The sequence below is a fragment of the Pseudomonas sp. PB120 genome (assembly GCF_009761815.1).
Lineage (GTDB): Bacteria > Pseudomonadota > Gammaproteobacteria > Pseudomonadales > Pseudomonadaceae > Aquipseudomonas.
This window is the reverse complement of record NZ_RWIN01000082.1, coordinates 65,928-91,951: the sequence shown is the minus strand read 5'-3', so window position 1 is coordinate 91,951 and position 26,024 is coordinate 65,928. Positions and strand designations below refer to the sequence as shown.

The 26,024-nt window shown below is 60.1% G+C and carries 20 protein-coding genes; 5 read left to right on the top strand and 15 right to left on the bottom strand.

Features of this window, described 5'->3' with window-relative positions:
* Positions 1 to 121: 121 nt before the first annotated feature.
* Positions 122 to 2,476 (bottom strand): tetratricopeptide repeat protein, encoded by a 2,355-nt coding sequence (locus EJA72_RS16160; protein ID WP_157712429.1) that lies wholly within the window; start codon positions 2,474 to 2,476, stop codon positions 122 to 124.
* A gap of 215 nt (positions 2,477 to 2,691) precedes the next feature.
* Here EJA72_RS16160 and EJA72_RS16155 point away from each other — a divergent pair, with 215 nt between their 5' ends.
* A complete protein-coding gene (locus tag EJA72_RS16155; RefSeq protein WP_157712428.1) occupies positions 2,692 to 3,363 on the top strand; it encodes a DUF3313 domain-containing protein in 672 nt (223 codons plus the stop codon).
* Positions 3,364 to 3,555: 192 nt separating this feature from the next.
* Here EJA72_RS16155 and EJA72_RS16150 read toward each other — a convergent pair whose 3' ends face one another.
* The 13 genes from EJA72_RS16150 to EJA72_RS16090 form a co-directional block, all read right to left on the bottom strand.
* The gene (locus tag EJA72_RS16150) at positions 3,556 to 6,066 is read right to left on the bottom strand and encodes a fused MFS/spermidine synthase (protein ID WP_157712427.1); all 2,511 of its coding nucleotides are present in this window, start codon (positions 6,064 to 6,066) and stop codon (positions 3,556 to 3,558) included.
* 173 nt (positions 6,067 to 6,239) lie between these two features.
* Entirely contained in the window at positions 6,240 to 7,826 is a 1,587-nt protein-coding gene (locus tag EJA72_RS16145; protein ID WP_157712426.1) for an arylsulfatase, read from the bottom strand.
* Between the two features lie 73 nt (positions 7,827 to 7,899).
* On the bottom strand, positions 7,900 to 8,928 hold the full coding sequence (locus EJA72_RS16140) for an HAD family phosphatase (protein ID WP_157712425.1): 1,029 nt from the start codon (positions 8,926 to 8,928) through the stop codon (positions 7,900 to 7,902).
* On the bottom strand, positions 8,925 to 10,367 hold the full coding sequence (locus tag EJA72_RS16135; RefSeq protein ID WP_157712424.1) for a BatD family protein: 1,443 nt from the start codon (positions 10,365 to 10,367) through the stop codon (positions 8,925 to 8,927). The genes EJA72_RS16140 and EJA72_RS16135 overlap by 4 nt, the downstream gene beginning before the upstream one ends.
* A complete protein-coding gene (locus tag EJA72_RS16130; RefSeq protein WP_157712423.1) occupies positions 10,364 to 11,944 on the bottom strand; it encodes a VWA domain-containing protein in 1,581 nt (526 codons plus the stop codon). Before EJA72_RS16130 ends, EJA72_RS16135 begins: the two co-directional genes overlap by 4 nt.
* Position 11,945: 1 nt before the next feature.
* Positions 11,946 to 12,938 carry a VWA domain-containing protein gene (locus tag EJA72_RS16125; RefSeq protein ID WP_157712422.1) on the bottom strand — a complete coding sequence of 331 codons (993 nt, stop codon included), beginning with the start codon at positions 12,936 to 12,938 and terminating at the stop codon, positions 11,946 to 11,948.
* The gene (locus EJA72_RS16120) at positions 12,925 to 13,533 is read right to left on the bottom strand and encodes a DUF4381 domain-containing protein (protein ID WP_157712421.1); all 609 of its coding nucleotides are present in this window, start codon (positions 13,531 to 13,533) and stop codon (positions 12,925 to 12,927) included. Before EJA72_RS16120 ends, EJA72_RS16125 begins: the two co-directional genes overlap by 14 nt.
* Positions 13,530 to 14,456 (bottom strand): DUF58 domain-containing protein, encoded by a 927-nt coding sequence (locus EJA72_RS16115; RefSeq protein WP_157712420.1) that lies wholly within the window; start codon positions 14,454 to 14,456, stop codon positions 13,530 to 13,532. Before EJA72_RS16115 ends, EJA72_RS16120 begins: the two co-directional genes overlap by 4 nt.
* Positions 14,453 to 15,433, bottom strand: coding sequence for a MoxR family ATPase (locus EJA72_RS16110; RefSeq protein ID WP_157712419.1), 981 nt, complete (start codon positions 15,431 to 15,433; stop codon positions 14,453 to 14,455). Before EJA72_RS16110 ends, EJA72_RS16115 begins: the two co-directional genes overlap by 4 nt.
* 13 nt (positions 15,434 to 15,446) lie before the next feature.
* The gene (locus tag EJA72_RS16105) at positions 15,447 to 16,487 is read right to left on the bottom strand and encodes a hypothetical protein (RefSeq protein ID WP_157712418.1); all 1,041 of its coding nucleotides are present in this window, start codon (positions 16,485 to 16,487) and stop codon (positions 15,447 to 15,449) included.
* A gap of 13 nt (positions 16,488 to 16,500) precedes the next feature.
* A complete protein-coding gene (locus EJA72_RS16100; protein ID WP_157712417.1) occupies positions 16,501 to 17,448 on the bottom strand; it encodes a transporter in 948 nt (315 codons plus the stop codon).
* A gap of 12 nt (positions 17,449 to 17,460) precedes the next feature.
* Positions 17,461 to 18,873 (bottom strand): DUF1254 domain-containing protein, encoded by a 1,413-nt coding sequence (locus EJA72_RS16095; protein ID WP_157712416.1) that lies wholly within the window; start codon positions 18,871 to 18,873, stop codon positions 17,461 to 17,463.
* A gap of 10 nt (positions 18,874 to 18,883) precedes the next feature.
* Entirely contained in the window at positions 18,884 to 19,675 is a 792-nt protein-coding gene (locus tag EJA72_RS16090; RefSeq protein ID WP_157712415.1) for a hypothetical protein, read from the bottom strand.
* A 439-nt stretch (positions 19,676 to 20,114) separates the two neighbouring features.
* Between EJA72_RS16090 and EJA72_RS16085 the strand changes: the two genes are divergently transcribed.
* The 3 genes from EJA72_RS16085 to EJA72_RS16075 all read left to right on the top strand — a co-directional run bounded on the left by EJA72_RS16085 (position 20,115) and on the right by EJA72_RS16075 (position 24,518).
* On the top strand, positions 20,115 to 22,661 hold the full coding sequence (locus EJA72_RS16085; protein ID WP_157712414.1) for an S-type pyocin domain-containing protein: 2,547 nt from the start codon (positions 20,115 to 20,117) through the stop codon (positions 22,659 to 22,661).
* Positions 22,651 to 22,926, top strand: a complete 276-nt coding sequence (locus tag EJA72_RS16080) for a bacteriocin immunity protein (RefSeq protein WP_157712413.1) — start codon at positions 22,651 to 22,653, stop codon at positions 22,924 to 22,926. The genes EJA72_RS16085 and EJA72_RS16080 overlap by 11 nt, the downstream gene beginning before the upstream one ends.
* A gap of 92 nt (positions 22,927 to 23,018) precedes the next feature.
* Complete coding sequence (locus EJA72_RS16075) at positions 23,019 to 24,518, top strand: bacteriocin immunity protein (protein WP_157712412.1); 1,500 nt, start codon at positions 23,019 to 23,021, stop codon at positions 24,516 to 24,518.
* 91 nt (positions 24,519 to 24,609) lie between these two features.
* On the opposite strand, the gene EJA72_RS16070 is transcribed toward EJA72_RS16075, so the two are convergent.
* Positions 24,610 to 25,035 (bottom strand): YciI family protein, encoded by a 426-nt coding sequence (locus tag EJA72_RS16070; RefSeq protein WP_157712411.1) that lies wholly within the window; start codon positions 25,033 to 25,035, stop codon positions 24,610 to 24,612.
* Between the two features lie 348 nt (positions 25,036 to 25,383).
* Between EJA72_RS16070 and tpx the strand changes: the two genes are divergently transcribed.
* Positions 25,384 to 25,884, top strand: coding sequence for a thiol peroxidase (gene tpx, locus EJA72_RS16065; protein WP_157712410.1), 501 nt, complete (start codon positions 25,384 to 25,386; stop codon positions 25,882 to 25,884).
* Positions 25,885 to 26,024: the final 140 nt, after the last annotated feature.

Below are 26,024 nucleotides of genomic sequence, written 5' to 3'. Positions count from 1 at the left end.
CGAGCCTGCTCGCGATGGCGGTATATCAGCCGACGTCAATGTTGACTGATACGCCGTCATCGCGAGCAGGCTCGCTCCCACAGGATCTGCGACCGATCAATCCTCGGCGCCGCATTCAGATTCATTTGAGCGCCGGATCCCCCATGTTCATTTTCTTCCAGCCCTGCAACAACACCTGGGCCTTTGGCTCCTGGCCGTTGTCCAGGTAGTACTGGATCAACGACAGCCGTGCATTGCGATTGGCCGGTTGTACTTTTAATAGACGCTCCAGCTCATCGCAGGCTTGGTCGACCTTGCCGCTGTCGTGCAACGCCACGGCCAACACATAACCGTACTGCGCGTTCTGCGGCTCCAGTTGCGCGGCTTTACGCAGGGCGGGCATGGCCAGGTCGGTTTTCCCGGCGCGGATCAACGCCAGACCCTGGGTATGTTGCAGTAGCGCGGCGTCTGGATGCTCTTTCAAGCTCTGTGCCAGCAGCGCTTGGGCTTCCTCACCGCGCCCGGCCGCCTCCAGCCACTGCACCAGCGTCACCAGCGCCGGATAGAAATCCGGGTCGCGCTGGAGGGCTGTGCGCAGCAACGCTTCGACTTCGTCGCTGCGACCGCTGGCCTGATAAAGCATGGCGAGGTTGAGGTTGGCCTCGGCGCGCTCGGCGAGGTTTTTCTGCACGTCTTCATACTCGGCAATCGCGGCATTCCAGTTAGCCTGGGCGTCACCCAGACCATTGCGGCCCACGCTGAGCAAGTCCCTGGCAGCTGCAATGCGCACGGCCTTCACGGGGTCGCCCAACAACGGCGTCAGCAAGGGCGCACGCTCAGGGGGTGGCAGGAACGCGCTGATCGCGTGAACGGCGGCTTCGCGCACTTGCGGCGCCGGGTTGCGCAAGTCTTGAGTCGCCAGCTTCAACGCCTGTTCGCTGGGGTACAGCGGTAACTCGGCGAGCAAAGTCGCGCGTTGAATCGCCGGCAGGTTGCTGCGTTGCAGTTGCTCGTACAGGGCTTGCGCGGCCCCGGGCTGACCGTTGCGAACCAGCCACAGGCTTTCGTCGTAGCGCGGCGCCTGGGCTGCCGTGGAAGTGTTCCAGAGTTTGAACTGCTCGGTGACTTTGTCACCAGCCTTGCCCTGGTGACAGCTCAGGCAGGCGTCCGGCGTGCCCAGCTGTTTCGCCCGCGCGGGGTTGGGAATGCTGAAGCTGTGGTCATGGCGGAAGTCATTGATCATGTAAAACTTGCCGGGCATGTGGCAATCCACGCATTGCGAACCCGGTTGGCCCATGGTGTGGCGGGTGTGCTCGATGGAATCGTAATTCTTGGCTTGCAGGCCTTTGCCATCCACGCCTTCCACAGCGGTCTTGCCGGCCGTGTTGTGGCATTGCAGGCAGACGCCGTTACCCGGCGCCTTGAGTTCGGTGCTGTGGGGATTATGGCAGTTGCTGCAGCGCACACCCTTGTCGAACATTTTGCTTTGGGCAAAAGAGCCGTGTTCGAACACTTCATCCTTGATCTTGCCGTCCAGCGCATACAGTTCGCGGGTCAGGGCGCTGGGCAGGTAGTCGTCCATCAGGCGCTTGCCCACGGTAAAACCATCCCCCAATGGTGCGCGGCGGGAGTGGCAGCGGGCACAGGTTTCGATTTCGACGGTGGCGTTCTTGTCCTTGAGGTCGGCCGCAAAACCGGCATGGATCAGATCGGTTTTCTTCGCCGTCCATTCCAGGTGATTGGATGCCGGGCCGTGACAGGCCTGGCAGCCGACACCGAGGCTGTTCCAGTGGCTGTCGAAGCTGTTTTTTGCCGCATCGAAATTGCGCTTGTAGCCGGTGGTATGGCACTCGACGCACATGAAGTTGGCGTTCTGGCTTGGCTTGCTCCAGTGCAGGGGGTCTTTGAAGTTCACGCCCTGGCCAGGATAGAGGTGAAACCAGCGATGTTTCTCGGTATCCCAGGCCACGCCCAGTGCTTGCAACCGGCCTTCGCCGACCTCGATCAGGTATTGCTGTAACGGCGCGATACCGAAGGTGTAGGCGACTTTGAAATCGGCGTTCTTGCCGTCGATGCCCGGCGTATTGACCCAGAATCCGTCGTCCTTGCGCGAGAACCGGGTGGTTTCGTTTTCTGCTTTGAACGTGACGTTATTGAAGTCGCCGAGCATCGTTTCAGCGCTGGCTTCCTGCATCGCCAGTTGGTGATGAGAGCCTTGCCAGTCTTTGACCTGCTCGCTGTGGCAGCCTTGGCATTGTTGTTCATCGACCATCTTCGCCGGGGCCATGGCCACTGCGGGCGGCTTGGCCGGTTGAACGGCGGGCGTGCTGACCGGTGCGTAGGGGGCGGGCGTCGGTTGGCTGCTGAACAGAAACCAACCGATGCCCGCGACGGCCAGCAGCAAGAGGCCGATGGTGACGGGGAACAGGTAGCGGTTGATCAGGTTCGGTGGCGAATCAGGGTTGGGGCTGGCTGCTTTGTTTTTAGGGTTCGGCATTGCGACTTCCGTAGTCCAGGTGCGTTTGCCGTCAGGCGCGCGTTCAAGCTCGGTGCAGCTTTGCCGGATGGCCGGCGTCTGTCAAATGACGGTTGTGATCCAGCTCCGGCATTAGATGAATATTGTACTTTCGCAAGGCGAAATCCTGAGCTTTGGCTATAACTCTTACCTCACCTTTGCAATACCGTTGTCGGCCCACTGACAGGAGTTACAGCATGAAGCTAGCGTTAACGATGGGCACTCTGTGCATGGCCTCACTCGCCGTAGTGGGGTGTGCCAGCAAAGTCGTCGAGCCGGACCAGTATTCGGGGTTCCTCAAGGACTACAGCCAACTCAAGGAAGCCAAGTCGCCGTCGGGCGCCACCGTCATGCGTTGGGTCGATCCCAAGCTTGATATCAATCAGTACACCAGTGTCTACATCGAGCCGACCCAGCTCTACCCAAAACCTCAGCCGACGGTAAAAATCCCTCAGACGACGCTGAACGGCATCACCGGTTACTACGATCAGGCGCTCAAGCGTGAAATCGGCAAATCCTTGCCGTTGGCGACCGGCCCGGGCCCGGGTGTGATTGTGGTGCGTGCGGCGATCACTGCGGTGAGCAGCAAGACCGAAAGCCTGAAGCCGTATGAAGTGATTCCGATTGCGTTGGTGGCGGCGGCGGTCAGTACGGCCAGCGGTATCCGCGACCAGGAAACCGACCTGGCCACCGAAGCGGTATTCCTGGATGGCGGCAACAACCATGTGTTGGCGCAGGTCGTGCGCAAAGGCACGGGCAAGCCGCTGGAAAACGATTCCCAGGTGATGAAGGCCGATGACGTGAAAAGCGTGATCGATGGCTGGGCTTCGGATTTGCATCAGTCGTATTTGAAGCTCAAGGCCAAGTGATGCGTTGGGGCTGAGGGCCTCATCGCCAGCAGGCTGGCTCCCACAGGTTTTGTGATCGACGAAGATCTAATTTAGGAGCCAGCCTGCTGGCGATGGCGATCGATCAGACGGGCTCTTACATTGGATCTGTGTACGCCGCCGATCAATTGTGGGAGCCAGCCTGCTGGCGATGGCGTCTAGGCAGGCGCTACATCACTCCCCCATAAACCACCGGAAATACGGATTCCCGCCATCCCCGCGCATCACCTCGCGCGCATCCCGGGCCCACGCATCGCGGTCACCGTCATATGCATGCAGACTCGCCCGGTAGAACTGCATCAGCCGTTGCTGGTGCGTGTTCATCCGCTCGACAAATCCCGCATCGGCGTTCACCAGCGGCGGCGCCATACGCAGATCCAGCAACGCCGGCAGCACTCGAGTGATCTCCTTGGCCCGAACCCACGGCGCATATTCGATACGCGGCTGGTCGTCGGTCACCGGTTGTGCATCCGCCGCGAAGCGTTCGAGCCCTGTGCGGTCGGTGACCCAGGTCGCCAGCAACGCCGGCGCCGAGCCGATGCCCACCTCCTGCAAGGTGCTGCGAACCGTGTCCTGCTGGAAACGCTGGCTGATTTTCGCCGCGTCCAGCTCAATCGGCTCCATAGAACCCACCAGCAGCATCTCGTGGAACTCGCTGGTCCACAGCGTGGCGTACGGGAAGGCATCGAGAAAGCTGCGCACCAGCGAGCGCGAATCGTCGATGTTCTGGGTTGGCAGCGGTAGCCATTGCGCGACCAGGCCTTTTTTCTCCAGGCGGCTGGCGGCCAGTTGGTAGAAGTCCCGGGAATACAGGTTGACCACGCCGGCCGCCGAGGGCGGTGGTGGTTCGAGGGTGATCAGGTCATAAAGTTGCGGGCTGCGCAGCAGCTCCTGGCGACCGTCACGCAGCCGCACATCAACCGCCGGGTCGGCCGCGGCATTGAAGTTGCCCTTGAACAGCGGCGCCGCCTTGACCACCGAGGGCAGCAGTTCTGCCACGACACGATGCTCAAGACCCGGATAGCGGGTGAGGGCGCCTGCGGTGATGCCCGTGCCGAACCCGATCACCAACGCCGAACGGGGCTCGCCGTTGTGGATCAGCAGCGGCAGCAAGGCCTGGATTCGCATGTAGCGCAGCGACGGCATGGCGTCGCCGGTGTTGGACACGCCCTGAATGTACAACCGCTGGAACGCTTTCTCGCCCTTGCCCTGGGTGACCACGGCCACGGTCCCGCCGCGTCCTTCTTCGTAGAAAGCCAACGTACCGTTGCGCGCGCCGGGGAGCAGGCTGGCGAGTTTGTCCACCGGGGTCAGCAGCGCCACTGCCACGGACAACAGGCCGATGGCCACGACGGCCTGACGCCGGCCTTTCTTCACATGGTGCCCTTTGCGCACCGCGAGATAACCGATCCCGGCGGCGACAATCGCCAGCAGGCCCAAGGTGCGCACCAGGCCCAGCAACGGGATCAGCAGGAAGCCGCAGAGCATCACGCCGATAATCCCGCCCAGGGTGTTGAACGCGACCACCGCGCCGACGTCCCGGCCGACACGCTCATGCCCGACGCTCAGTCGCAACGCCAGGGGAAACGCCGCGCCCAGCAACAGGGTCGGAGCAAACACGATGCTTAACGCCGCGACCGCAAAGCGTGCGCTCATACCCAGCAGTTCACCCGCACCCAAGCCGAGGACCCAGGTCTCCGCCAGGCTTTGCGCAAGCACCAGCCAGCGTCCGAGGAGTGCCATTTCCAGCAATGCGACCAACCCGGCACCCGCAATCAGCAAGCCGAACACGCCCCAGGGATCGCGAAGGCGATCAACCCGACGGGCCAGCACCGCGCTGCCGAGAAACAGTCCGGTGAGGTACGTCGCCAGCACCACCGCAAAGGCATAGGTGCGCGTACTCATGAACTGCACGATGGATTGCGACCAGACCACCTCGTAACCGAGGGCCACGCCGCCCGCGATGGAATACAGCCACAGCGCCAGGCGGTCAGGCGCTTTGTCCGCGTGGTGTTTGACTGGCGTCTCGACCGGCAGTGAACGACTGCGCTGGAACCACAAGGCACCCGCGGCGGCTAACAGGTTCAGCATCGCAGCCGCCAGGGCACTGCCGCGCACGCCGAGTGTGGCGATCAGCACGAACGCCGCGAGCAGCGTGCCGGCGATGGCCCCGGCGGTGTTCGCTGCATAGAGCTGGCCGCCGGCCTTGCCCGTTTGTTGCGGGTCGGCCGCCAGCGAGCGCACCAGCACTGGCAAGGTGCCGCCCATCAACAGGGCGGGGATGCCTACCAGAGCAAACGGTAACACCCAGGCCAGCAAGCCGATGTGTTGCTCCAGCCAGGCAAAGGGGCTGGCCGCAAGGCTCATCGCGAACGTCGCGCCGACACCCAGCACCGCCACCAGGACTTCGAGGCCGGCGTAGAGCAGAACCGGTCGCTGCAAGCGATCCGCAAACCGGCCGAACAGCAAACCGCCCAGGGCCAGCCCGGCAAAAAACGCGCTGATCCCGGTGGTGATCGCATACACCTCGACCCCGACTACCAATGACAGCTGCTTGATCCACAGCACTTGATACACCAGCGCGGCGGCGCCGGAGATAAACAGCAGCAGGGCGGGAATCAGCAACGGGGTAGCCACGTGAGTGACCGGGATAGCCGACGACTTGCTGGCGACACGTGAGGACATTGCGGACTGCCTTGTTTCAATTTGAAAAAACCTGGGACTGTGCCGGCCCCATCGCCAGCAGGCTGGCTCTCACAAAAAACGGTGGGAGCCAGCCTGCTGGCGATGACACCAACGCGGCCTCAAGCCGAAAATAAGGCCACTCGCCGATGAAGGCGAGCGGCGGTCAAGCGGTCTTACTGTGCAGGTTGTTTCTTCATTTCTTCAGCGATTTTTGCGTCCACCGCCGTACGGATCTGGTCAACACTGAAGCTGGCCGGTTTCTGGCTTGGCGGGTACTGGATGAAGGTCTGCAGGAACATCGCTGCCTTGCCGGTCGCCTGGGCTACCAGATAGACGTTTTTGGTTTGCCAATCGTAATACTGATCGGAAACGACGTCTGCGCGCTCATACGGGTCCATGCGCAGGTTGAAAATTTTCGGCACTCGCAGGCACACGAACGGTTCGCTCCAGACCGGGAAACCCCCAGGCGCGCGTTGTTCGCAGAATACCGCTTTCCAGTTATCGAAGCGCATCGACACCAGCACACCGTCATCGTTGAAGTAGTAGAACTCCTTGCGCTCGCCTTTAGGCTGTTGGCCGGTCAGGTAAGGCAGCTGGTTGTAGCCGTCCAGATGCACCTTGAAGTTGGCACCGCCAGACGTCGGGGCCCAGCCTTTCAGGAGCTTGTTCTTCACATCGGCATCGCCCGCTACAGCCAGCAAGGTCGGGAACCAGTCCAGGCCGGAGAACATCTCGTTGGAGACTTCACCCGCCTTGATGTGACCGGGCCAGCGCACAATCGCCGGAACGCGGTAGGCACCTTCCCAGTTGGAGTTCTTCTCGTTACGGAACGGCGTGGTCGCCGCGTCCGGCCAGGAGAACTGGTTCGGGCCGTTGTCGGTGGTGTAGACAACGATGGTGTTGTCGGTGATTTTCAGGTCATCGAGGGTTTTCAGCAGTTTGCCGACGTCGCCGTCGTGCTCCAGCATGCCGTCCGCGTACTCGTTGCCAGGCATGCCGCTCTGGCCCTTCATCGAGTCACGCACGTGGGTGAACACGTGCATGCGGGTGGTGTTCATCCAGACGAAGAACGGTTTGTCGGCCTTGGCCTGTTTCTCGATGAACGCTTGCGCGGCCGCGGTGGTTTCGTCGTCGATGGTTTCCATGCGCTTGGTGGTCAGCGCGCCGGTGTCTTCGATCTTGCCGTCAGCGAAGCTGTGGATCACGCCACGCGGGGCATAGGATTTGAGGAACTCAGGGTCATCTTTCGGCCAGTACGGGCGTTCAGGCTCTTCCTCGGCGTTGAGGTGATACAGGTTGCCGAAGAACTCATCGAAACCGTGGTTGGTTGGCAGGTACTCGTCCTTGTCGCCCAGGTGGTTCTTGCCGAACTGGCCCGTGGCATAGCCCTGAGACTTCAGCGCCTGGGCGATGGTGATGTCGCGTTTTTGCAGGCCGACCGGTGCACCCGGTGCCCCCACTTTCGACAGACCAGTGCGCAATGGCGTCTGGCCGGTGATGAATGACGAGCGTCCGGCCGTGCAGCTGTTCTCCGCGTAATAGTCGGTGAACATCATGCCTTCTTTGGCAATCCGGTCGATGTTCGGCGTCTTGTAGCCGACCACTCCCATGGAATACGCACTGATGTTGGTCTGCCCGATGTCATCGCCAAAGATCACGAGAATGTTGGGTTTTTCAGCGGCCCCGGCAGTTGCCGAAATCGCCATCACCGAGGCTGCCACCAGGGCGAGTTTCGGTAGCCACTTGTGTATGCGAGTCATCTGACTAGCTCCTTTGCTCACTTGCGCCGCTCAATCGCGACAAACGTTTATTGCAGTCCTGCGTCACGCTTTTTTATTGCACTTGCTCGGGTGTGGCGGTCTCAAACGGGTAGATCCGGCGCCATTCGGCGGCCATGTCCACGACCGTCCAGCCACGTGTTTTTGCTTCGTCCAGGGCCTTGTCCAGTCGGCCGATGTCGGATTGGCGGTCGTAGGCCCATTCGCGCTTGGCGTCGGTGTGATGCACCAGCCCCATGAAACGTTTGCCCGACCCGTCGGCGGTCCATTGCAACATCTGCAGGTCGCCGTCGGAGTTGCCAAAGGCGAGGATCGGGCGCTTGCCGATGACCGCGTCGATGCTCTCGGGTTTGCCCGGGCCGTCGTCGTTGTGCGCCAGTTTCGGGGTGCGCAAAATCGAGGCCTTGCCGTCCTTGTATTGGAACGCCGTGACAAACGTGGTGCCGATCACTTGCTCTGGTGGAATGCCGTAGACCTTCTCGGCGAAGGCGCGCATGAACCCGGTGTCGCCGCCAGAGACGATGTAGGTCTTGAAGTCCTGGCTGCGCAGGTAATCGAGCATTTCCAGCATCGGCTGGAAGATCATTTCGGTGTACGGCTTACCGGTCTTGGGGTGTTTAGCCTGGCTCAGCCAGGTCTTGGCGTAGTCGTCGAAGGCTTCGGTGGTCATGCCGGTGTGGGTGGCCCCGAAGATTTTCATGATGCCTTCCATGCCGGAGGCGGCCAGTGCCTTGTGATCGTTCTCCAGAACGGCCTTGAACGGCTGGGTGGTTTTCCAGTCCGGGTGCTGCGGTGCGGTGCGCTTGACTTCCTCCAGGGCGAACAGCAATTCGAAGTACATCGGTTGCTCGCTCCATAAGGTGCCGTCGTTATCGAACACGGCGATGCGGTCTTCGGGTTTGACGAAGTCCTTGCTGCCTTGATCAGTCACCGCTTGAACAAACTCGACGATGCTTTTCTTCGATGGGCCGTCATTCCATGAAGGCAATGGCCCGGCGGCAAGGGCCAGCAACGGCAGGCTCAGGGCCATGGCCAGGAGCAGCTTCAGCCCGTGGCGCTGGTGGTTTGCTATCGGGTTCGTCATGGGAAGTCCTTCTCGTGAACGGGATTGAGCGGCCGTAACGCAGCAGTATTTGAGACCGTATTGCGTTTGGCCTGATGGTGCAGCGTAGCCAAGGAGTCCTTGAGTTGCCGCAGCGCCAGGTCTTGTGTCGGCGCGCGGCCGTAGCAAGCGCGCAGCAGGGTTTGCAGGCGCGGGCCGATGTTGCTCAGCTTCAGGCCCATGCGGCTGCGCCTGGCCCAGAGGTACAGCGCGCTCAGTTGCGCGGGGTTGCCATCCAGTTGTGGCGGGATCTGCCGCCAGGCGTAGTCGGCGGATTGCAGCCAGGCATCGTGTCGGGCACGGCGCCGGGCCTGTGCTGCAAGGTATGCACGGTGGACGAAGGGGCGGACAAACCAGCCGAGCAACGCCAGGACGACCAGTAACATCACGATGACAAACCCGTGTCCGGAAACGTGCAGGCGACTTTGCTGGCCGAGTTTTTTCAGGTCTTCAGTGAGGGAGAAAACGGGTTTGTAAGCGCTGTTGGCGCTCGCTTCAAAAGTGATGGCCGGGACCTGGGCGGTCCGCGTTTGCTGGCTGCTCGCATCCCACCATTTCAGCTCGATGGCCGGCAGGCTGTGGGCGCCCTCGGTGTCGATCCGGTAGGTGACGGTGTCGATGCGTTGCCCGCCCACGAAGTTGCCACGGCCGTCATTCAGATTGCTGACCTGGGGAGTCTTCAGGTAACGACTCAAACCGCTGGCGTCGGCCAGTGACGGCGTTGGCAGCGACATGGCCAGTGTGCCATCGGCCTGCAGCGTCAGTTGCCGGGTGATGCTGTCGCCGACTTTCAAGGGCGTCGCCGAGTTTTGCACGGTTTGCGTGAAGCGCAGCGCTTGGGCAACCAGCACCGGTTCACCGGGTTTGAAGCCCGGCGGTTGTGCGGCGGTGAAGTGCAGCGGCTGGCTTTGCGCGCTCAGCCCGGTCGTAGCCTGACCCGGCGTGGCGTGCACGGTCAGGGCGGGGATGTCGAAACCTTGCGCCAGGTTCGGGGTGATGCGGTAGCTGTAGCGCATGCCGTTGAAGGACTTGCCGTCCAGCGTCTGGTTGATGTGCTCGGCGTGACCGTCCGGGGGCAAGACCAGTGCCCCGGGCAGTTTCAGGTCAGGCAGGGTCGGGGCGTCGGTGAACCAGCTGTCGGTGAGGATGTCGAGTTGCAGTTCGAGAATGCCGCCGACCATGACGGTGCTGGCGGGTTGCAGGGTGGCCTGGACCCTGAGGTCGGGTTCGGCGGCCAGGGTGACGGTGGTGATCAGGCAGAGGAGTAGGGTGCTGAAGTTTGTGGTGACTGGGTGGACGCCATCGTCGGAACGCCGCCCGGAGACAGGCTCGCTCCCACAGGGGATTTGTGGTGCACGCGATTCAACTGTAGGAGCGAGCCTGCTCGCGATGGATGCGACTCGGTCTTTCAGACGGTTCATGGCTTGCCCCCCACCTGATCCTGCAAATTGAACTTCTGCTTCAGGAACTTCGCCGGCGAAGTCGTCAGGTTCTGTAACCACAACTCATCCGAAGCCGCCTGCTCGGTCTGCACGGATTTGCTCTTGCCCTTGCCCGGAGCCTTGTCCATCTTGATTTCGTCAGGTTTGACCTCGGGCGCATTCTTCTCGGCGCTTTCGGTGTCCTTCTGCAACGCAATCGCCAGGGCAAGGTTGGCGGTGGCTTCAGGGAACTGCGGCTGCAACTTCAACGCCTGGGTGTAGGCGGCGATGGCCTCGTCGAACTTGAAGCGCCGCACATAAATATTGCCCAGGTAGAAATACGCTTGCGGCGTTTCCAGCCGCGCAAAGCTCGCCAGGGCCAGGTCGAAATCAGCGGCGTTATAGGCCGCGATGCCTTTCCAGTAAGGGTCGACAAAATGTGCGGCGGCCTGCGGGAAATGTTCATGTTCAAAGGCCCAGCGACCTTGCTGGTCCGGGGTGAAAAACGCGTCGGTCAACGCGTTGGCTTCAGCCGTTGTCGGTTGAAATCCAATGCCCAGTGCCAACAACAACCCGGCTATCCAGTTCAGGCTCCAGCCCTTGCGCACGCTGAAAAACGCGAGCAACAACAATGGCCAGCACAGCCAGTAACCGGCGTCCTTCCAGTGCAACTCACGCTGTTCATCGCTGGCGCTCTGGAAATGCTGCTCGGCGTGCAGTTCGATCCAGTCCAGATCATCGTTATCGAGCGTCAGGCTACCCAGCGGCGCGTCCACCGCCGAGGCGAGTTGCTTGAGTGCTGCCTGATCGAAACTGCCGAGCACCGGACGACCGTTGCTGTCGGTGCGCGGCTGGCCGCTGGCGTTGTGGATGATCCCGCCGTCCTCGCTGCCGACAGCGAGGATCAGCACTTGCAGCGCGCTGTCGCTCAGCTGTTTGTCCAGGCCGCCGAGCTGCGAGACGTCGGCGCCGTCAGTGATCAACAACAAGGTGCCCGGGGTTTTTTCGGCGGCCAGCAGACGCTTGGCCTGATCGATGACCGCGCCGACATTCTTCCCCTGCTTGCCGATCAGGTCGGTGCTCAATGCCTGGATAAAAGTGTCGAGCAGCGCCGGGTCGTCGGTTGCCGGCAGCACCAGGTGGGCGCTGCCGGCGTAGGCGATCAGCGCATTGCGCGCACCGGCGCGGCGCTGGATCAGGTCGTGGAGTTTGTGTTTGACCGCTTCGAGGCGACTGGGCTGTACGTCGGTGGCGTCCATCGAGGGCGACAGGTCGATGGCAATAATCAGTGGCGCGCGGTTTTCCAGAAAGTCCGGGCGGTCCTGTTCCCAGGTCGGTCCGGCGGCCGCAATGGCGCCCACTATCAGCAACCCACAGACCAGGTGCACCGGCCGCAGCCGTTGCTTGTCTTGTGGGGTGATCAGCAGATGCGGCAGCAAGTGCGGGGCGATGTTGCTGCGCAGGCGCCGTTGCAAATCGCGACTACGGCGCCACAGCAGCGGCAGCAATGCGGCGAACAGCACCAGCAATAGCCAGAACGGGCGCAGGAAATGGAAGTCGCTGAGGTTGATGTCCATCTCAAACCTCCCGTCGCTGGCGGGCAAACGCCAAGTGCGGGCGGAGCAGGGCGCCCAGGTGATACAGCGCCAGCAAACCGATGGCGGCGCCAAGTGGCCACCAGAACAGGTCCTTTTTCGGCTGGTGACTGAGGGTTTTCACTTGATGCGGCGTGAGCTGGTCGAGGGTGCTGTAGACCTGATCCAGTGCCGTACGGTCCTCGGCACGGAAGAACTTGCCGCCCGTGGCCTCGGCGATCTGCTGCAAGCCTTGCAGGTTGACCTTGGCTTCGCCTTCCGCCGTCGGGTCGCCAATGCCGATGGTGTGAATCACCACACCCTTGGCGGCGGCCATGGCGGCCGCGTGGTCCGGGGTGATGGCGCTGCTGGTGTCATTGCCGTCGGTGAGCAGGATCAGGACTTTTTCCTGTTCGTGGGCCTGGTCGAGCAGTTTCAGGCTCAGCCCGATGGCGTCGCCGATGGCCGTGTTGGGGCCGGCCATGCCGATGCCAGTGTCGTCGAGCAGCAGCGACAGGCTGGCGTGATCCAGGGTCAGCGGCGCCTGCGGATAGGCGCCGCTGCCGAAGACGATCAGGCCGAGGCGATCGTCTTTACGCTTGTCGATAAAACCTTTCACCACCTCCTTGACCGCTGCCAGGCGATTGATTTTCTGGCCATTGGCGTCGGTGAAATCGGTGGTTTCCATTGACTGGGAAATGTCGATGGCGAGCATCAGATCGCGCACCGGTTGCTGACGTTCGATGGGTTTTTCCACGAGCACCGGCCGCGCCGCCGCCACCAGCAACAGCGCCCACACCAGCAGGTTGAGCAGCAACTGCCAGCGATTGCTGCGCGTGCCGGCCTGGCTCGGCGTCTGGCCGACCGCGCGGCTCATGGCACCGAAAAACGGCACGCGCACGGCGCTGCGGGCCTCGCGGTAATCGGGCAGGTAACGGTAGCCGAACCACGGCAGCGGCAGCAGCAATAACAGCCACGGGTAATCAAGCTGCCACATGATGATGCTCCACCCAGAGTTTGCAGGTGTCGAACAGCTGTTGACGCTGGTCGGCGGGCAAGGCTTGCAAGGTTGCGTCGGGTGCGTAGGCCAGCTGTGCGAGTTGCTGGCTGAAATCTGCCGGTATCGGCTGCTTACTGTGTCGCTCCAAAAACGCCTGCCAATCCCCACCCCCAAGCGCACCAACATCCCCCTGTAGGAGCGAGCCTGTCTCCGGGCGGCGTTCCGACGATAGCGTTTTGTCAGTCAGCATTGATGTTGAATGTGCCTGCCTCATCGCGAGCAGGCTCGCTCCCACAGGGGGTGTGTGGTGGGTTGGAGGCATGGATATGGCCACGCGTTTGAGCAATTCCGGCAATTCACGTAACGCATTCAGGTCATCGCTGCGCTTTTGCAACTGCGCCAACCGCACCAACGCCTCACGCCGGTAACGGTCCCGGCGCCACTGCCAATATCGCCGTGCACTCACCAGCAAAACAGCGACCACCAACAAGCCAAGCAACACCCACCACCCCCACGTCTGCGGCGCATAACTGACCGGCGCGGGCAGGGCGATTTCCTTGAGTTGGTCGATGCTCGGAATGTTCGGGTTCATCGCCGCCCCCTGCCCAGTTCCGCGCGCAATTGTTCCTGCGCGTCAGTCGCCGTGCTGAACATCATCAACGGCACCTGGCTGCGTCGCAGCAACGTGGCAACGTCCTTGAGCCGCCCGCTGAGAAAGTCGCCCAACGGTTGATGAACGCTGCGCTGGTCGACGGCCAGTTCCACCTGCAATTGCCCTTGGGTGATCAGCAAACGGCCGTTTTTCGGCAGGTTCAGGGCCAGCGGGTCGTAGACCTGCATGGCGATCACGTCGTTGTGCGCGGCCAGCTGGCGCATCAGCTGCAACGTGCGTTCACCGGCCCCGGCGAAGTCGCTGATGATGCAGATCAGGTGATCGTGACCGGCCACCGCCAGGCAATGCTGCAAGACTTTGTCGAGCTGGTCTTCGCCCTCGGCGTCCGGGCTGGCGGCGTTCAACTGCTGGTTCTGCTCGGCAATCCGGCTGCAAAACGCTTCGATCCGTTTGCGGCTGCGCAACGGCGCGATGCTGTCGATACGCTGGTCGTTGAACACCAGCCCACCCACCCGATCCCCGGCGTTGAACACCATCCACGCCGCCAGCGCACCCAGTTCGGCTGCGGTGGCGGATTTGAAACTGCGTTGCGAGCCGAAGAACATCGACATGCGCTGGTCCACCAGAATCAACGCCGGGCGATCGCGCTCTTCGGTGAAGGTCCGCACCACTGGTTTCCCGGTCCGCAGCGACGCGCGCCAATCGAGGTGGCGCAGATCGTCGCCTGGCTGGTAGCGGCGCAATTCATCGAAATTCAAACCCCGGCCACGCAGGCGCGAAGCATGGTTGCCGGCCAGGATGCTGCCCTGGGGCTGGCGCGCCAGAAAACTCAGGTCACGGGCCTTGAACTCCAGCGCCATCAATTGCGCCAGGGAGACATAGACCAGGCCGTCGGTATTCATGCAGGGATCGCCACTTTGTCGAGCAGGTGATCCAGCACCTGATCCGCCGATACGCCGTCGGCGACCGCGTCATAGCTGAGTTGCAAGCGGTGACGCAGCACCGGATGCACCACGGCACGCACGTTGTCCGGCGATACGAAATCCTGGCCTTGCAACCAGGCATCGGCACGGGCGCAACGGTCCAGGCCGATGCCGCCGCGAGGGCTGGCGCCGATGGCGATCCAGCGGCCAAGGTCGGCATCGTAATCGGCCGGGTGTCGGGTGGCGTTGATCAGGTCGATCAGGTAGCGGTCGATGGCGGGGGACACGTGCACCGCGCTGACCTCACGCCGTGCGGCGAAGATCACGTCCTGGGACAGCGAAAAGCCCTGCACGGCAGCGGTTTTAGCGCCAATTGCCTGTTCCTCTTCGCGCAACAGGCGCAGCACCTGGCTCTCGTTTTCGGCACTCGGGTAATCCAGCAGGACTTTCATCAGGAACCGGTCCATTTGCGCTTCCGGCAGCGGATACGTGCCTTCCTGTTCGATCGGGTTCTGCGTCGCGACCACGATGAACAATTCCGGCAGCACATGGCTGTTGCCGGCCACGGTGATTTGCCGTTCTTCCATCGCTTCAAGCAACGCCGCCTGGACCTTGGCCGGGGCGCGGTTGATTTCATCCGCCAGAATCAGGTTGCCGAACAGCGGCCCGGGCTGGAACTGGATTTCGTTTTTGCCATCGACCTGATGCAGCACTTCGGCACCGGTGATGTCCGACGGCAGCAGGTCCGGGGTGAACTGGATGCGGCTCATCTTTGCATCCAGGTGCTTGGCCAGCGCCTTGACCGTGCGGGTCTTGGCCAACCCGGGCAGGCTTTCGAGCAGCAAATGGCCGTTCGCCAACAGGCCGAGGAGAATCTGTCGGATCACCTGATCCTGGCCGAGTACGGCTTCAGCGATGCTGGCTTGCAGGGCGTTAAGGTCATTGAGGGCGGTCATGGGCAATACCTGCTCAGAACATGAAAGTCGGGATGACAGGAATGAACGACAGGCGGAAATTCCAGCGGCTGCTGATCAGGTCGTCCGGGTGAATCGCCGAGTACTGGATCTCCCCGGAAATGCGCACCGGCAGCTTGCCGAAGTTGAATATCCGCCCGGCGCCGAGGCCGATCGGGAAGGTGACTTTGTTGCCGCCTTCAGCTTTCCAGTTGACGGTGACGTTGGGCGTCATGCCTATGCGCCATTGCTCGGGGCCGGGAATGGCGCGCTGGATGAAGTACTGAATGTTGGTCAGGCTGACATCCTTTCGCTTGCTGTCGCCACCCACTGACCACCAGTGTTGCGGGAAAACGCCCAAAGTCCAGTCTTCGCCGAGGTAAGCGGCGACGAACGCCGGGCCGAGCGAGTATTTGCCGGTGCCGAGCACGTCTTCTTCGGCGGTCGGGAACATCGCAGTCGGGCCGAAGCCCCAGACCATCTTGCCGCCGCCGGAAAAACGCACCGGCTCCTTGGGCGAGAACACCCCGACGTAGGCCAGGTCACCGAAACCGCTGGTGCGGTCGAACGGGTCCTGGACCACCGAGATGAAATCGCTGCGGTCACTCAGGATCTCGTTCGGCCCCATGCCGATCAGGTTGCCGGCCCGGTGATTGACCGGGGCGCTGACGTAACTGATGGGCAAGCGGTTGATGAGGTTCCAGTCTTCGCCGATGGAAATCGGGAAGGTCGGCATGAAACTGTATTTGCCCAGCATGCGCGTGCCGTTGCTGTTCGGGCCTTTGAGCGCGGTGTAGTCGAACTGGTTGAACAGCAACACCAGATTGCCCACCGGGTTGTCCATCAGCTTGGCAATTTGCTCCGTGGAAGGCGTGCAGCCCGCCGCCACGACCTTTTTCAGGTCAATGTTGAAGTCCTGTTGCAGGCGATGGCATGTCTCGGGGTCCCCCTTGGCCTTCGGCTGTGCGGGTGCGCTGCCCATGGCGGGCAGTTCGCTCGCACAGGCGAATCCGCTGAACAGCACGCTGCATAACGTCAGTCTGGAAGCGATGGCCATCCCTGGTGACTCCTTAGAAAAACGCCAGCGTCAGGTTGACGCTGAAACCGTTGCCTTCTGGCCGATTCTTGGTGTCGAATTCCGGGATCCAGCGGGCATTGATATTGGCCTGGGCATCGGCGAACTTGCCCTGCCAGCCGAACGTCGGCCCGGCACCCACGGATCGCCCACGAAAGCCACTGTTGGCGCCAGAGCCGGTGTCGTCGCTGATTTGTTGAATGTACCCGGCCGCCACACCGGCGTTCCAGCCGTTGCCAAAGCCGTGGGTCCACAGGGCGTCGAGGGTAAACAGGTCCCCGTTCTTGTAATCCGTGGCGTCGTTCTCGGTGTAGAACTCAAGTCCCCCGGACACCGTGAACTCACCGCCCTTGCCGTCGAGGTGGGTGAAGGCCACGGTGGGCATGAAGGTGTAGTTGTTCTGTCCGGCGTTGGCCAGGCGATTGTCGTTGTAGGCGCCGGTCGGCACGTAGATCGGCAACGACAGCGAGAGGTGGTTGACCTCGTCGAAGTGGTAACCGGCGGCGATGGGCGTGATCAGCATGTCGGCGAACTGGGTGCCGGTGTCCTCGGTGCCCAGCGTCCGGCCGCGCGGGCCGGTGATACTGGCGGTGATGTCGGTGTATTGCACCGGCACGCCGATGGCCGAGGCGTAGTTCCATTGTCCCTTGCCGGTGTCCCAGACATGGGTGAAGTTGGCCATGGTGTAGGAAACCTGCATGTCCAGGCCGGTACTCAGGGCGCCAACGATCGGCACCTGGGCGTTGCCCTTGAGTTCGCCGTCGTACCAGAAACTGCTCAATGACATGACCCAGCCGGGTTCCGGGGGCACGATCCCGGCGTTGGAAAACACTTGCAGGCCGGTCATCGGCCTTCCGCCACCACCCTCAGCCGCCAGCACCAGAGGACTGGTGCCGACCACGCACAAGGCCAATAAAGGACGTACTACAAAAGTCCTTCCCATGAGTGACTCCATTTACTGTTTTGATGGGTTTGCCGGGGTCAGCAGCGGCATTTTCCATTGGCCGTTGGTGACTTCCGGTTTTGGCAGGTACAAACGCAGAACGCCGTAGAACGGACCGTTCGGCGCAGGCAGCCAGTTGCTCTGCAGGTCTTTGGCCGGTGCCTTGTTCTGTACGTACAGGGTCAGGCCACCGTCGGCATCGAGCTTGAGGTTGGGCAACATCCGCGAATTGATCAGGTAACGATTCAACGGGTTGGCCACCAGCAATTTGTTCTTGCCGTCGTACATCGTCAACGACCAGAACGCGTCAGCCGGGGGCAGGGCGCCCTTGTCGAAATGCAGGGTGTAATCGTGTCTGGACGCATCGACGGGCTGGCCGTCCTTGTCGACGAAGTAACCGATGTAGTTCGCTTCTTCGGCCGAGTTGCCGAAGATCCCCATGTTGGCGCCCGCGTAGCGGTACAGGTAGTTGCCGTTGAGGTGGTCACGCGTGCCAAAAAGGTCACCGCTGGAGACTTGGTGGGTATTGACCTTGTCCTTCTGGAACTGGGCGAACTCGGCCTTCGCGTCGCTGATGCCGTCTTCCAGGGCCTTGCGCTGCTCAGGTGTGAGATCGCTGGGCTTGAACGGCTTGCCGGCCTCAATGCCGATTTTGGCGAAGCGCCCCAGCAGGTCTTTTTCAACGTCCTGGGCCGGCGCGAAGGCCAGCATGAAGTTCAGGTACCGGAACAGGTCCGGGGTTTCGCTCATGGTCGGCGTGGGTTTGGGCCAGTCGATCTTCGGCGCCGTCGGCGGGGCTTTCTGTTTGACGTAGTGGCTCAGCGTTTCGACCTTGTAGCCTTTCTGGATCTGCTTGACCTTGGCCAGGTCCTTTTCATCGAACAACTGCGTGCGATACAGCGCGTAGGCGATGTCGGTTTCGCTGCGCAGCAAGCGGTCGATTTCAACCGGTTGCTGACCCTGCCAGTTCGGGCCGGCGATCATAAAGTGGCCGCCGTTGTTGCCGGTGCTGCGGGTGCCCAGGTAGGCGAAGTTCTGCGTATAGGCGTCGATCAACTGCACCGAGTAGTAACGGTGTTCCTCGATGGGCGGCAAGGTCAGCACGACTGGTTCGGCGCGCAGGTCCATCCAGACAAAGGAGTAGGGCGTGTCGGCGTTTGGCGTGACGAACGCGGTGTCCTTGGGGGTGAACGCCATGGCGGTGTTGCCGATCTGGTTGAGCGGTGCCTTGAAGTTCGGGCTCTTCTTGTCGACGGCCTGGGTGTAGAGGGTCTTGTACATCTCCACCACCGGGAAACCGTACAGGTAGGCTTCCTTGGCAATGCCCCGGGCTTCCTCGGGGGTGGCGGTAAAACTGGCCCCCACGCCGCAGCTGACAAACATCGTCATCAGGCCGAAACCGGCGGTGCGAATTGCAATGTTCATGGCGATGCCCTCACTTGCCAAACGTGACGTTGATCCCGGCGAACAGCGTGAACTGCGGCAAACCATCGCCTTTGCGCTCCACAGTCCATTGCGGTTCGATAAACGCATTCAGGATATTAGTCCCGGATTTCCAGACTTTGCCGCCACCCAAACCGAGTGGGATGTAGTGAGTGTTGTTTTTCAGGTCAAAGGTCCAGGTGCCGGTCGAGCGCAGGTACCAGCCTTTGGCCAGGTTATGCATGATGAAGGGCTGCATCGTTGCGGTTTCGACATGGGCGCGGTCATGGTCACCCGCAAACGAGCTCTGATACTGCACCAGCGCACCGAGCAAACCGCGAGGCGAAGAGTCGATGGCAACGGCCGCGAGGCCGGCCTGCCACTTGCCGGTGCCCAGTTCATCCTGCTCGGCGGTGGGCGCGGTGATCTGCGGGCCGATGCCCAGCTGAACGCCGTCTGTCTTGAGCAGGAAAATATCGAACAGGTTCAGGTCGCCGATGCCGGTGCTGTAACCGTTGTGCGGATCGGGACGGGTGCTGAATGGCAAGGTGGCGCGCAGCAACTGCGGGACACCGATGAAATCGTTGGGGGCTATCGGCAGGGTGCCGCGCAAGAGGGCATCGTTAGTGTGGACGTTGGTGTCGTACAGCCTGGGGGTGTAGTAGTCCTGAAGATTGGCGCCGGGCGCGAGGTTCAGCGGGTTGTTGCTTTTGTTGGCCGTATCGGCGTTGTCTGCCTGAACGCAACAGACGGGCGCAAGCAAAGTCGCCAACGAAAAGGCGCGCATCCCCATTTTTTTCGACATGATTCCCCGGTTCCTTGGTGGCTCATTGGACGACTCGGCACTTATAGTTGGCCGTTACTACGTAATCTTTTTCCTATCAGCCTGTAGGAAGCATCCGTTCAAGTTAGCAGCTAACCATGGCTTCGCCAGTCGAATGGATTAATTCTTTAGTTTTGCGGGCAGGTTCGCGTTTAATTTTCTGTACTAAAAAGTTAATACGGATCAATGGGTTGGTTTTCTCCTGTAGGAGCAAGGCTTGCCCGCGAAGAACGAAAACGCGGTTCTACTTCCCATCTATCAATGCCTCCATTTGCAGAGTTGCCTGACGCTTAATCATAAGAAATCACAACTACCTGCCTCGAAGAAACCTACGAAATAACCCCCCCATCCAATACATATGTACCGCACGTGATCAACGACCCATCGACATGCTGTGCCCTTACAGACAAGGAGAGACTGTATGGCACAACGATTCAACGATGGAACGTCAGGTGACGTGGTGATCAGGTCCGGACCACCCGCTTCTGGCGGCGGCTCAGGAGGTGGTGGAGGTGGTGGAGGCGGAGGTAACCGGGTAGGGGCTTCAGGCAATTTCGGTGGCCCGAGCGCGAAGACCATTGCTCTGCGGAAAAAGGCCATTCGGGAGCGAGACGAAAAAGCGGCGAGAGATAAGGCTGATGCGGCTGCAAAGGCACAGGAACAGGCACGCAGCCAGACGCGACAGCAAGTGCTTTCAGGCCTGACCCGACGCCATGGCGCCTTTAGAGCTGAGACAGACCAACGATTTTCGGTCAGGTCCGGGCAACTCGCATCAACACTCGAACAGGAAATCTTGGCCGCCAGACGGCCACCGGAAAACGGCTCGAGCGAACGCTGGCAGCTCTATCTCATCACTAAGGAAAAAAACGAGATTGACGGGTTAATTGCCCGAAAAACCGCAGAGCTCAATTCAAAAACCGCTGTTGCATATTCGTTCGATGGACACGATCCGTCTACGCGTGCGGTGAGCGATTACCTGGCTCGATTGGAGCAGTTTGGTGAAGCGTTGGGTCACGCTCATCAGATTTGGGAAAGCGCCTACAGCGCGTCCCTGGACTCACGCCTGCTGTCTGCACAGATAACCGCGTTAGAGGATAAGTCCAGTGTGCTGGCCCGGCATCACGCCGAACAGACCCTCTACTGGCGCGAAAGGGAAGCCATCTGGGAGCGCCTACGACAAGTTGCCGAGCAGCGTGATGCGCGCATTCGGTTCAAGCAGCAGGCCGATGAGGATGTGCGCGTTGAACGGGTAAAACACGCCAACACCTTGCGTTTGTCTGCCACCTCGTCGTTCATTTCCAACCCCAGCGGTGAATGGATTGATGCATCAACCGAAAGGTTGGTCATCGCCGTAGCGCGGGCAGGTATCGCACTGAGAGGCATCGTGGCAACGCTCACCGTACCGCAAACTGCGATATTCGTAGTGGGCATGGGCTACCCAAGTGAGCTGGGTAACGGAGAGTTAACCCCCGAGCAGCGCCAACGGTTGTTCCACGCTGTCGGCGTCCCGGCGCAATCGCTGGATCTATATGACAATCGAGAGCTGCAAGCGATCGCGGACGATGGCGGTTCGGTTGAGGTGGAGTATCGCCTTAAACCTTTAGCCGTCCCGCAAGGTACCGCGATTGTCGTAGTCGCTACCGGGGGCGATATAGATTCGCGAGTGCCGGTCGTGAATGCAGTACTGGACCCCATGACGGGTTTCTACACGGCCGAGATCCCAGGGGCACCGGCCAGGCATGTTGAGTTCACGCCAGACGCCGCATCCACAACATCTTACGAGGACCCTTATCGCCTTGCGGTGACGCAACCTCAGGTCCAAGACCTGCCAGCGGGCGGCGACTTACGCATCCAGGATTGCATTGTTTGCGTGCCTGGGCTGCCACCGGCTTATCTGTCCTTCAATGTGCCGCCAATGGGTACGGGCGTCGTTACCGGTACCGGCCAACCCGCTGCGGCTGATTGGTGGAAAACCGCTACCCAGGCTGCAGGCGCCGCCGTCCCGACGCAGATTGGTGATCAGTTCAGGGGGCGCGAATTCAAGTCATTCGGTACTTTCGACGAAGCACTGTGGCGGACGCTCGGTGAGAATCGATTGCTTGCCTCGCCCTTCGAGGCGCTGAACAAAAAACGCATCGAACAAGGCTTCGCGCCTTATGCGCCGAAAAATACGTGGGTGGGTGAAAACCGCGAATTCGAACTGCGCTATCAGGAACGGCCGGAGTTCTGGGACGACCCTTTCAATCTCGACAAAATAAGGATCAAGACACCGCAGAGCACCGGAGGATGGCTGGGGGTTGTACTCGCTGTTGTCCCTTGGCCGCTCCCGCCGGTCAGCAGTTGGACACCATTGGTGCCACCGGGCAGCGAACACCTGGGGTCGACGGCGTTACCAGGCGTTCCCACCGATCCGTTGGTGTATCCCGGTACCCCGCCCATTCCTGTCCTACCGACAAACGAGACGCTTCCGGCTGTTGACGAAGGGGAGATTGGTGCGAGTATTCCTGGGTATCCGGGAGATATGGAGTTGCCTTCTCCGGATGCTTTATTTCGCGATCGGCGGGATGATCCGGGTGTTGTGACTGGGGTAGGCAAGACGGTTTCAGGGGTATGGTTGGGTGACGCTGCGCGAGGGGAGGGGGCGCCTATACCTTTGCAGATTGCTGATCAATTAAGAGGGCGTGAATTTGCTAATTTTCACCGGTTCAGGGAGGCGGTCTGGAAAGCCGTTGAAGCAGATTCGACGTTGAGTCAGCAGTTTAGCGTACGCAATCTTCGCAGAATGCGCGAGGGGCTATCACCATACCCTCCGCTTGCCGATCAAAGCGGCGGGCGTAAAACGTTTGAACTTCATCATGAATTAGAAGTTTCGATGGGGGGCGACGTTTATGGAATTGAAAACATTTCGGTTATGACTCCACGGCGTCATATACAACTCCACAAGGAGAGAAAAAATCATGATCTTTAAAGAGAGGCTGGAGGACTACACCGAAGCCGAGTTTTTGTCATTTTTGCGAAAATTTAATGACTTTCCTGAAGGGTTGCAGGGCAGAGCGTTAGAGGCCTATTTAGACCGTCTCCTTGTTCACTTTGAACGTATCACCGAACACCCAGGTCGCTCAGACGTTATTTTCTATCCTGATGAAGGCCAGGAAAACAGCCCTGAAGGCATCTTGAAGACAGTCAAAGAGTGGCGCGCGGCTAATAACAAACCTGGTTTCAAACCTGAATAATCGCCGTCTCTAACATACGGGCACCTGCACAAATAATGAGCAGGTGCCAGGTTATTCGACTGTATGCCAAATAAACTCAAGGACGAATCAAGATGGAACTTAAACCAACACTCAAGGATTTCACCGCTTCGGAATTCAAGGCGCTGGTTGAACGGATCTGGGCCGTCGACCTACCCAGGCTGGACCATAACCACCTGATCAATCATTTCGACCGCATCGTAGGTCACCCTAAAGGAGCGGATCTGTTGTTTGCTCCTGACGAAACAGGCATGGAACATGATCCGGACACTGTAGTGCATCACGTCAGGCAGTGGCATCGCGAACAAGGCCTGGCGGCTTTCAAGGATGACGGGGGCTCGTTACCTCCACCCCCGGTGCGGATGACGGCTGTCCAGCACAGCTTGACGAATGTGCGCAAAATCGCATTAGACGTAGCTGTTTCAGAGCAGGCCGTCGATCTGGCATTTTCTGTTTTTGGACAGCGAGTCCAGCACTTTCGCTCTGTGCAGGGTGTCAGCCTTGATATTTACGATCAGGAAAATAACATCCGTGAACTGGAGCGGGCACAGCATGATTCATACTTGAGTACTCGAAAGTTCGAATTCTTTAAAATGCACATCGAGTTCACCAGAAAAATCGCTCAGGGCGACCTGAAATATGCGCGATCCGACCTGGCTCAGTGGCAAGACATCGCCCATCAAATCAATGGGACTTACGATCGCTACATTGCACGATTGGCGGCTATTAATCAGCGCCATCGTACCCTGCACGATGAAGCCGAGGCGTTGATGATAGCCGCCCAGCAGAAGTTGATTGGTTCGCAGACTTTGGCGGGGGCGAGTCCGGCCCTGACTGTCTGCAGGCTCCAAGCGTTGTTGGCCATAGTGGGTAATCGCCCCAACTTGCTTTTGGAGGATGAGTCATCGGCATTGGAGTTTTCTCAACAGGTAGATCTACAAAAAGCCATACGTTCGGCAGTAGCCGAATTTACCTGGCGTAACACGTCCGATGAGCCTGCCGATGAAAAACACCGAGCCGCTGTGTTGCAGTTCGAATTTACCAGTCGCGCAGATAACAAGGTCTTCGGTCTCAGTGTCCCTTTGTTCGAATTGATGCCTGTTGAAGGACAAGATTGGCAGTCATTGGCAGCGGAGCGGTCCGAGGTTCTCGTTCCTGTCAGGATGGGCTCGGCTGTAGTGCCGGCTAAACCCGGATCGATGTTTAGAGGATTACGCGAGGTCCAATCTCTGGAGCAGGTGCACATCACCAGCTCGCGGCACAATCTTTCAGCTCCGAGGGTGCGGGTTCGCGGGGCGCAATCAGCCGAACAACCCAATTCATTCAGCTTTACGGCGGATGGCTCTGCACCGATAACCATTGAGTGGTCTGCATCGACTGCTGTCCAGACGCGTGTTCCCGACGCACCGCCGCCAACACATCGGGTTGGTTTCGTTTACTCCTCGTCAATACCGCCGCTTGAGCTCGTGACCGGTAGTGGCGAAGATGTGCCGATTGACGACTATATAGTGGTCTTCCCCAGCGAGACTGGGCTTGAGCCGTTATACGTCGTTTTCGGAAATCGACACGAGTAACCAAACGAGTGGCTGAGCCCCACGCACTCGATCACGTCCATTCGAGGCCTGCTCTTGTTTAGGACGTGATCAAAGTGCGCTAGAAGCTCGCTCAGCACTTCCTTCCTTCCCCGAACACCCGCTCTTCCTGCTCCCGAAGTTCCGGTGTGAGCTCAGGCCCAAAATCGTCCATCTCAAACACCTGGCGAATCTCGATCTCGGGTTCAGTGCCCGGCATCGGGTTGGGGCAGCGCTTGACCCACTCGATGGCTTCTTCTTTGGACTTCACCTTCCACAACCAGAAACCGGCGATCAGTTCCTTGGTTTCGGCAAACGGGCCGTCGATCACCGAGCGCTTGTCGCCGGAGAACCGCACGCGGGTGCCTTTGCTGCTGGGATGGAGGCCTTCGCCCGCGAGGAGGATGCCGGCCTTGGCCAGTTCCTCGTTGTAGTTGCCCATCGCGGTCAACAGTTCTTCGCTGGGCATCACGCCGGCTTCGGAGTCCTGGCTGGCTTTTATAATGATCATGAATCGCATGGTGGTTTCTCCGCTGGAGTGGGTAGATTCACTGCTTAGTCGAATGGCTGCTGGCTGAATCGACAGCGGTGCCAACGAAAATTCCCACAGGATGAATTTATGCGGTCCTGTAGGAGCGAGCCTGCTCGCGATTGCAATCTGTCAGCCACCAGCGATGTGGCATGTGCCATTGTCATCGCGGGCAAGCCCGGCTCCCACAGAGTTTTATGTAGGTAGCAGGGCGGGTTGTATCCAGTTTTTGCAACCAGACTTCACAATTTGTATCTGACCATAGGTGGCCGGGCCGTTTCGTGCTTAACTTCGGCCTCGGCAAAATTCTCCACAACAACGTTCAGAAGGACTCCGTTCATGGCTCAAGTCACTCTCAAAGGCAACCCGGTTCAAGTCAACGGCCAGCTGCCACAAGCCGGTTCCAAGGCGCCAGCCTTTTCCCTGGTTGCCGGCAATCTGTCCGACGTGACCCTGGCGAACTTCGCCGGCAAGCGCAAAGTGCTGAACATCTTCCCTAGCGTCGACACCCCGACCTGCGCCACGTCGGTGCGCAAGTTCAACGCCCAGGCCAACGATGTCGCCAACACCGTCGTGCTGTGCATCTCCGCTGACCTGCCGTTCGCCCAAGCCCGCTTCTGCGGCGCTGAAGGCCTGGACAACGTACAGAACCTGTCGACCCTGCGCGGCGCCGAGTTCATCGAGAACTATGGCGTGGCCATTGCCGACGGCCCACTCAAGGGCCTGACCGCCCGTGCGGTGGTAGTTCTGGACGAAAACGACAACGTCCTGCACAGCGAACTGGTCAGCGAAATCGGCCAGGAACCTAACTACGAAGCAGCACTTTCCGTTCTGAAATAAGCATAGTCATTACAATTGTTAACGGCCTGGCCCTGTCCAGGCCGTTTTCATTTGTGATTCAGTGTCTTGGACAAACATCCTGTTACGTAAGCCGAAGGTAAATTGCCGGTAAAGGCGCTTTGCTTAATACCCGCCAGTGC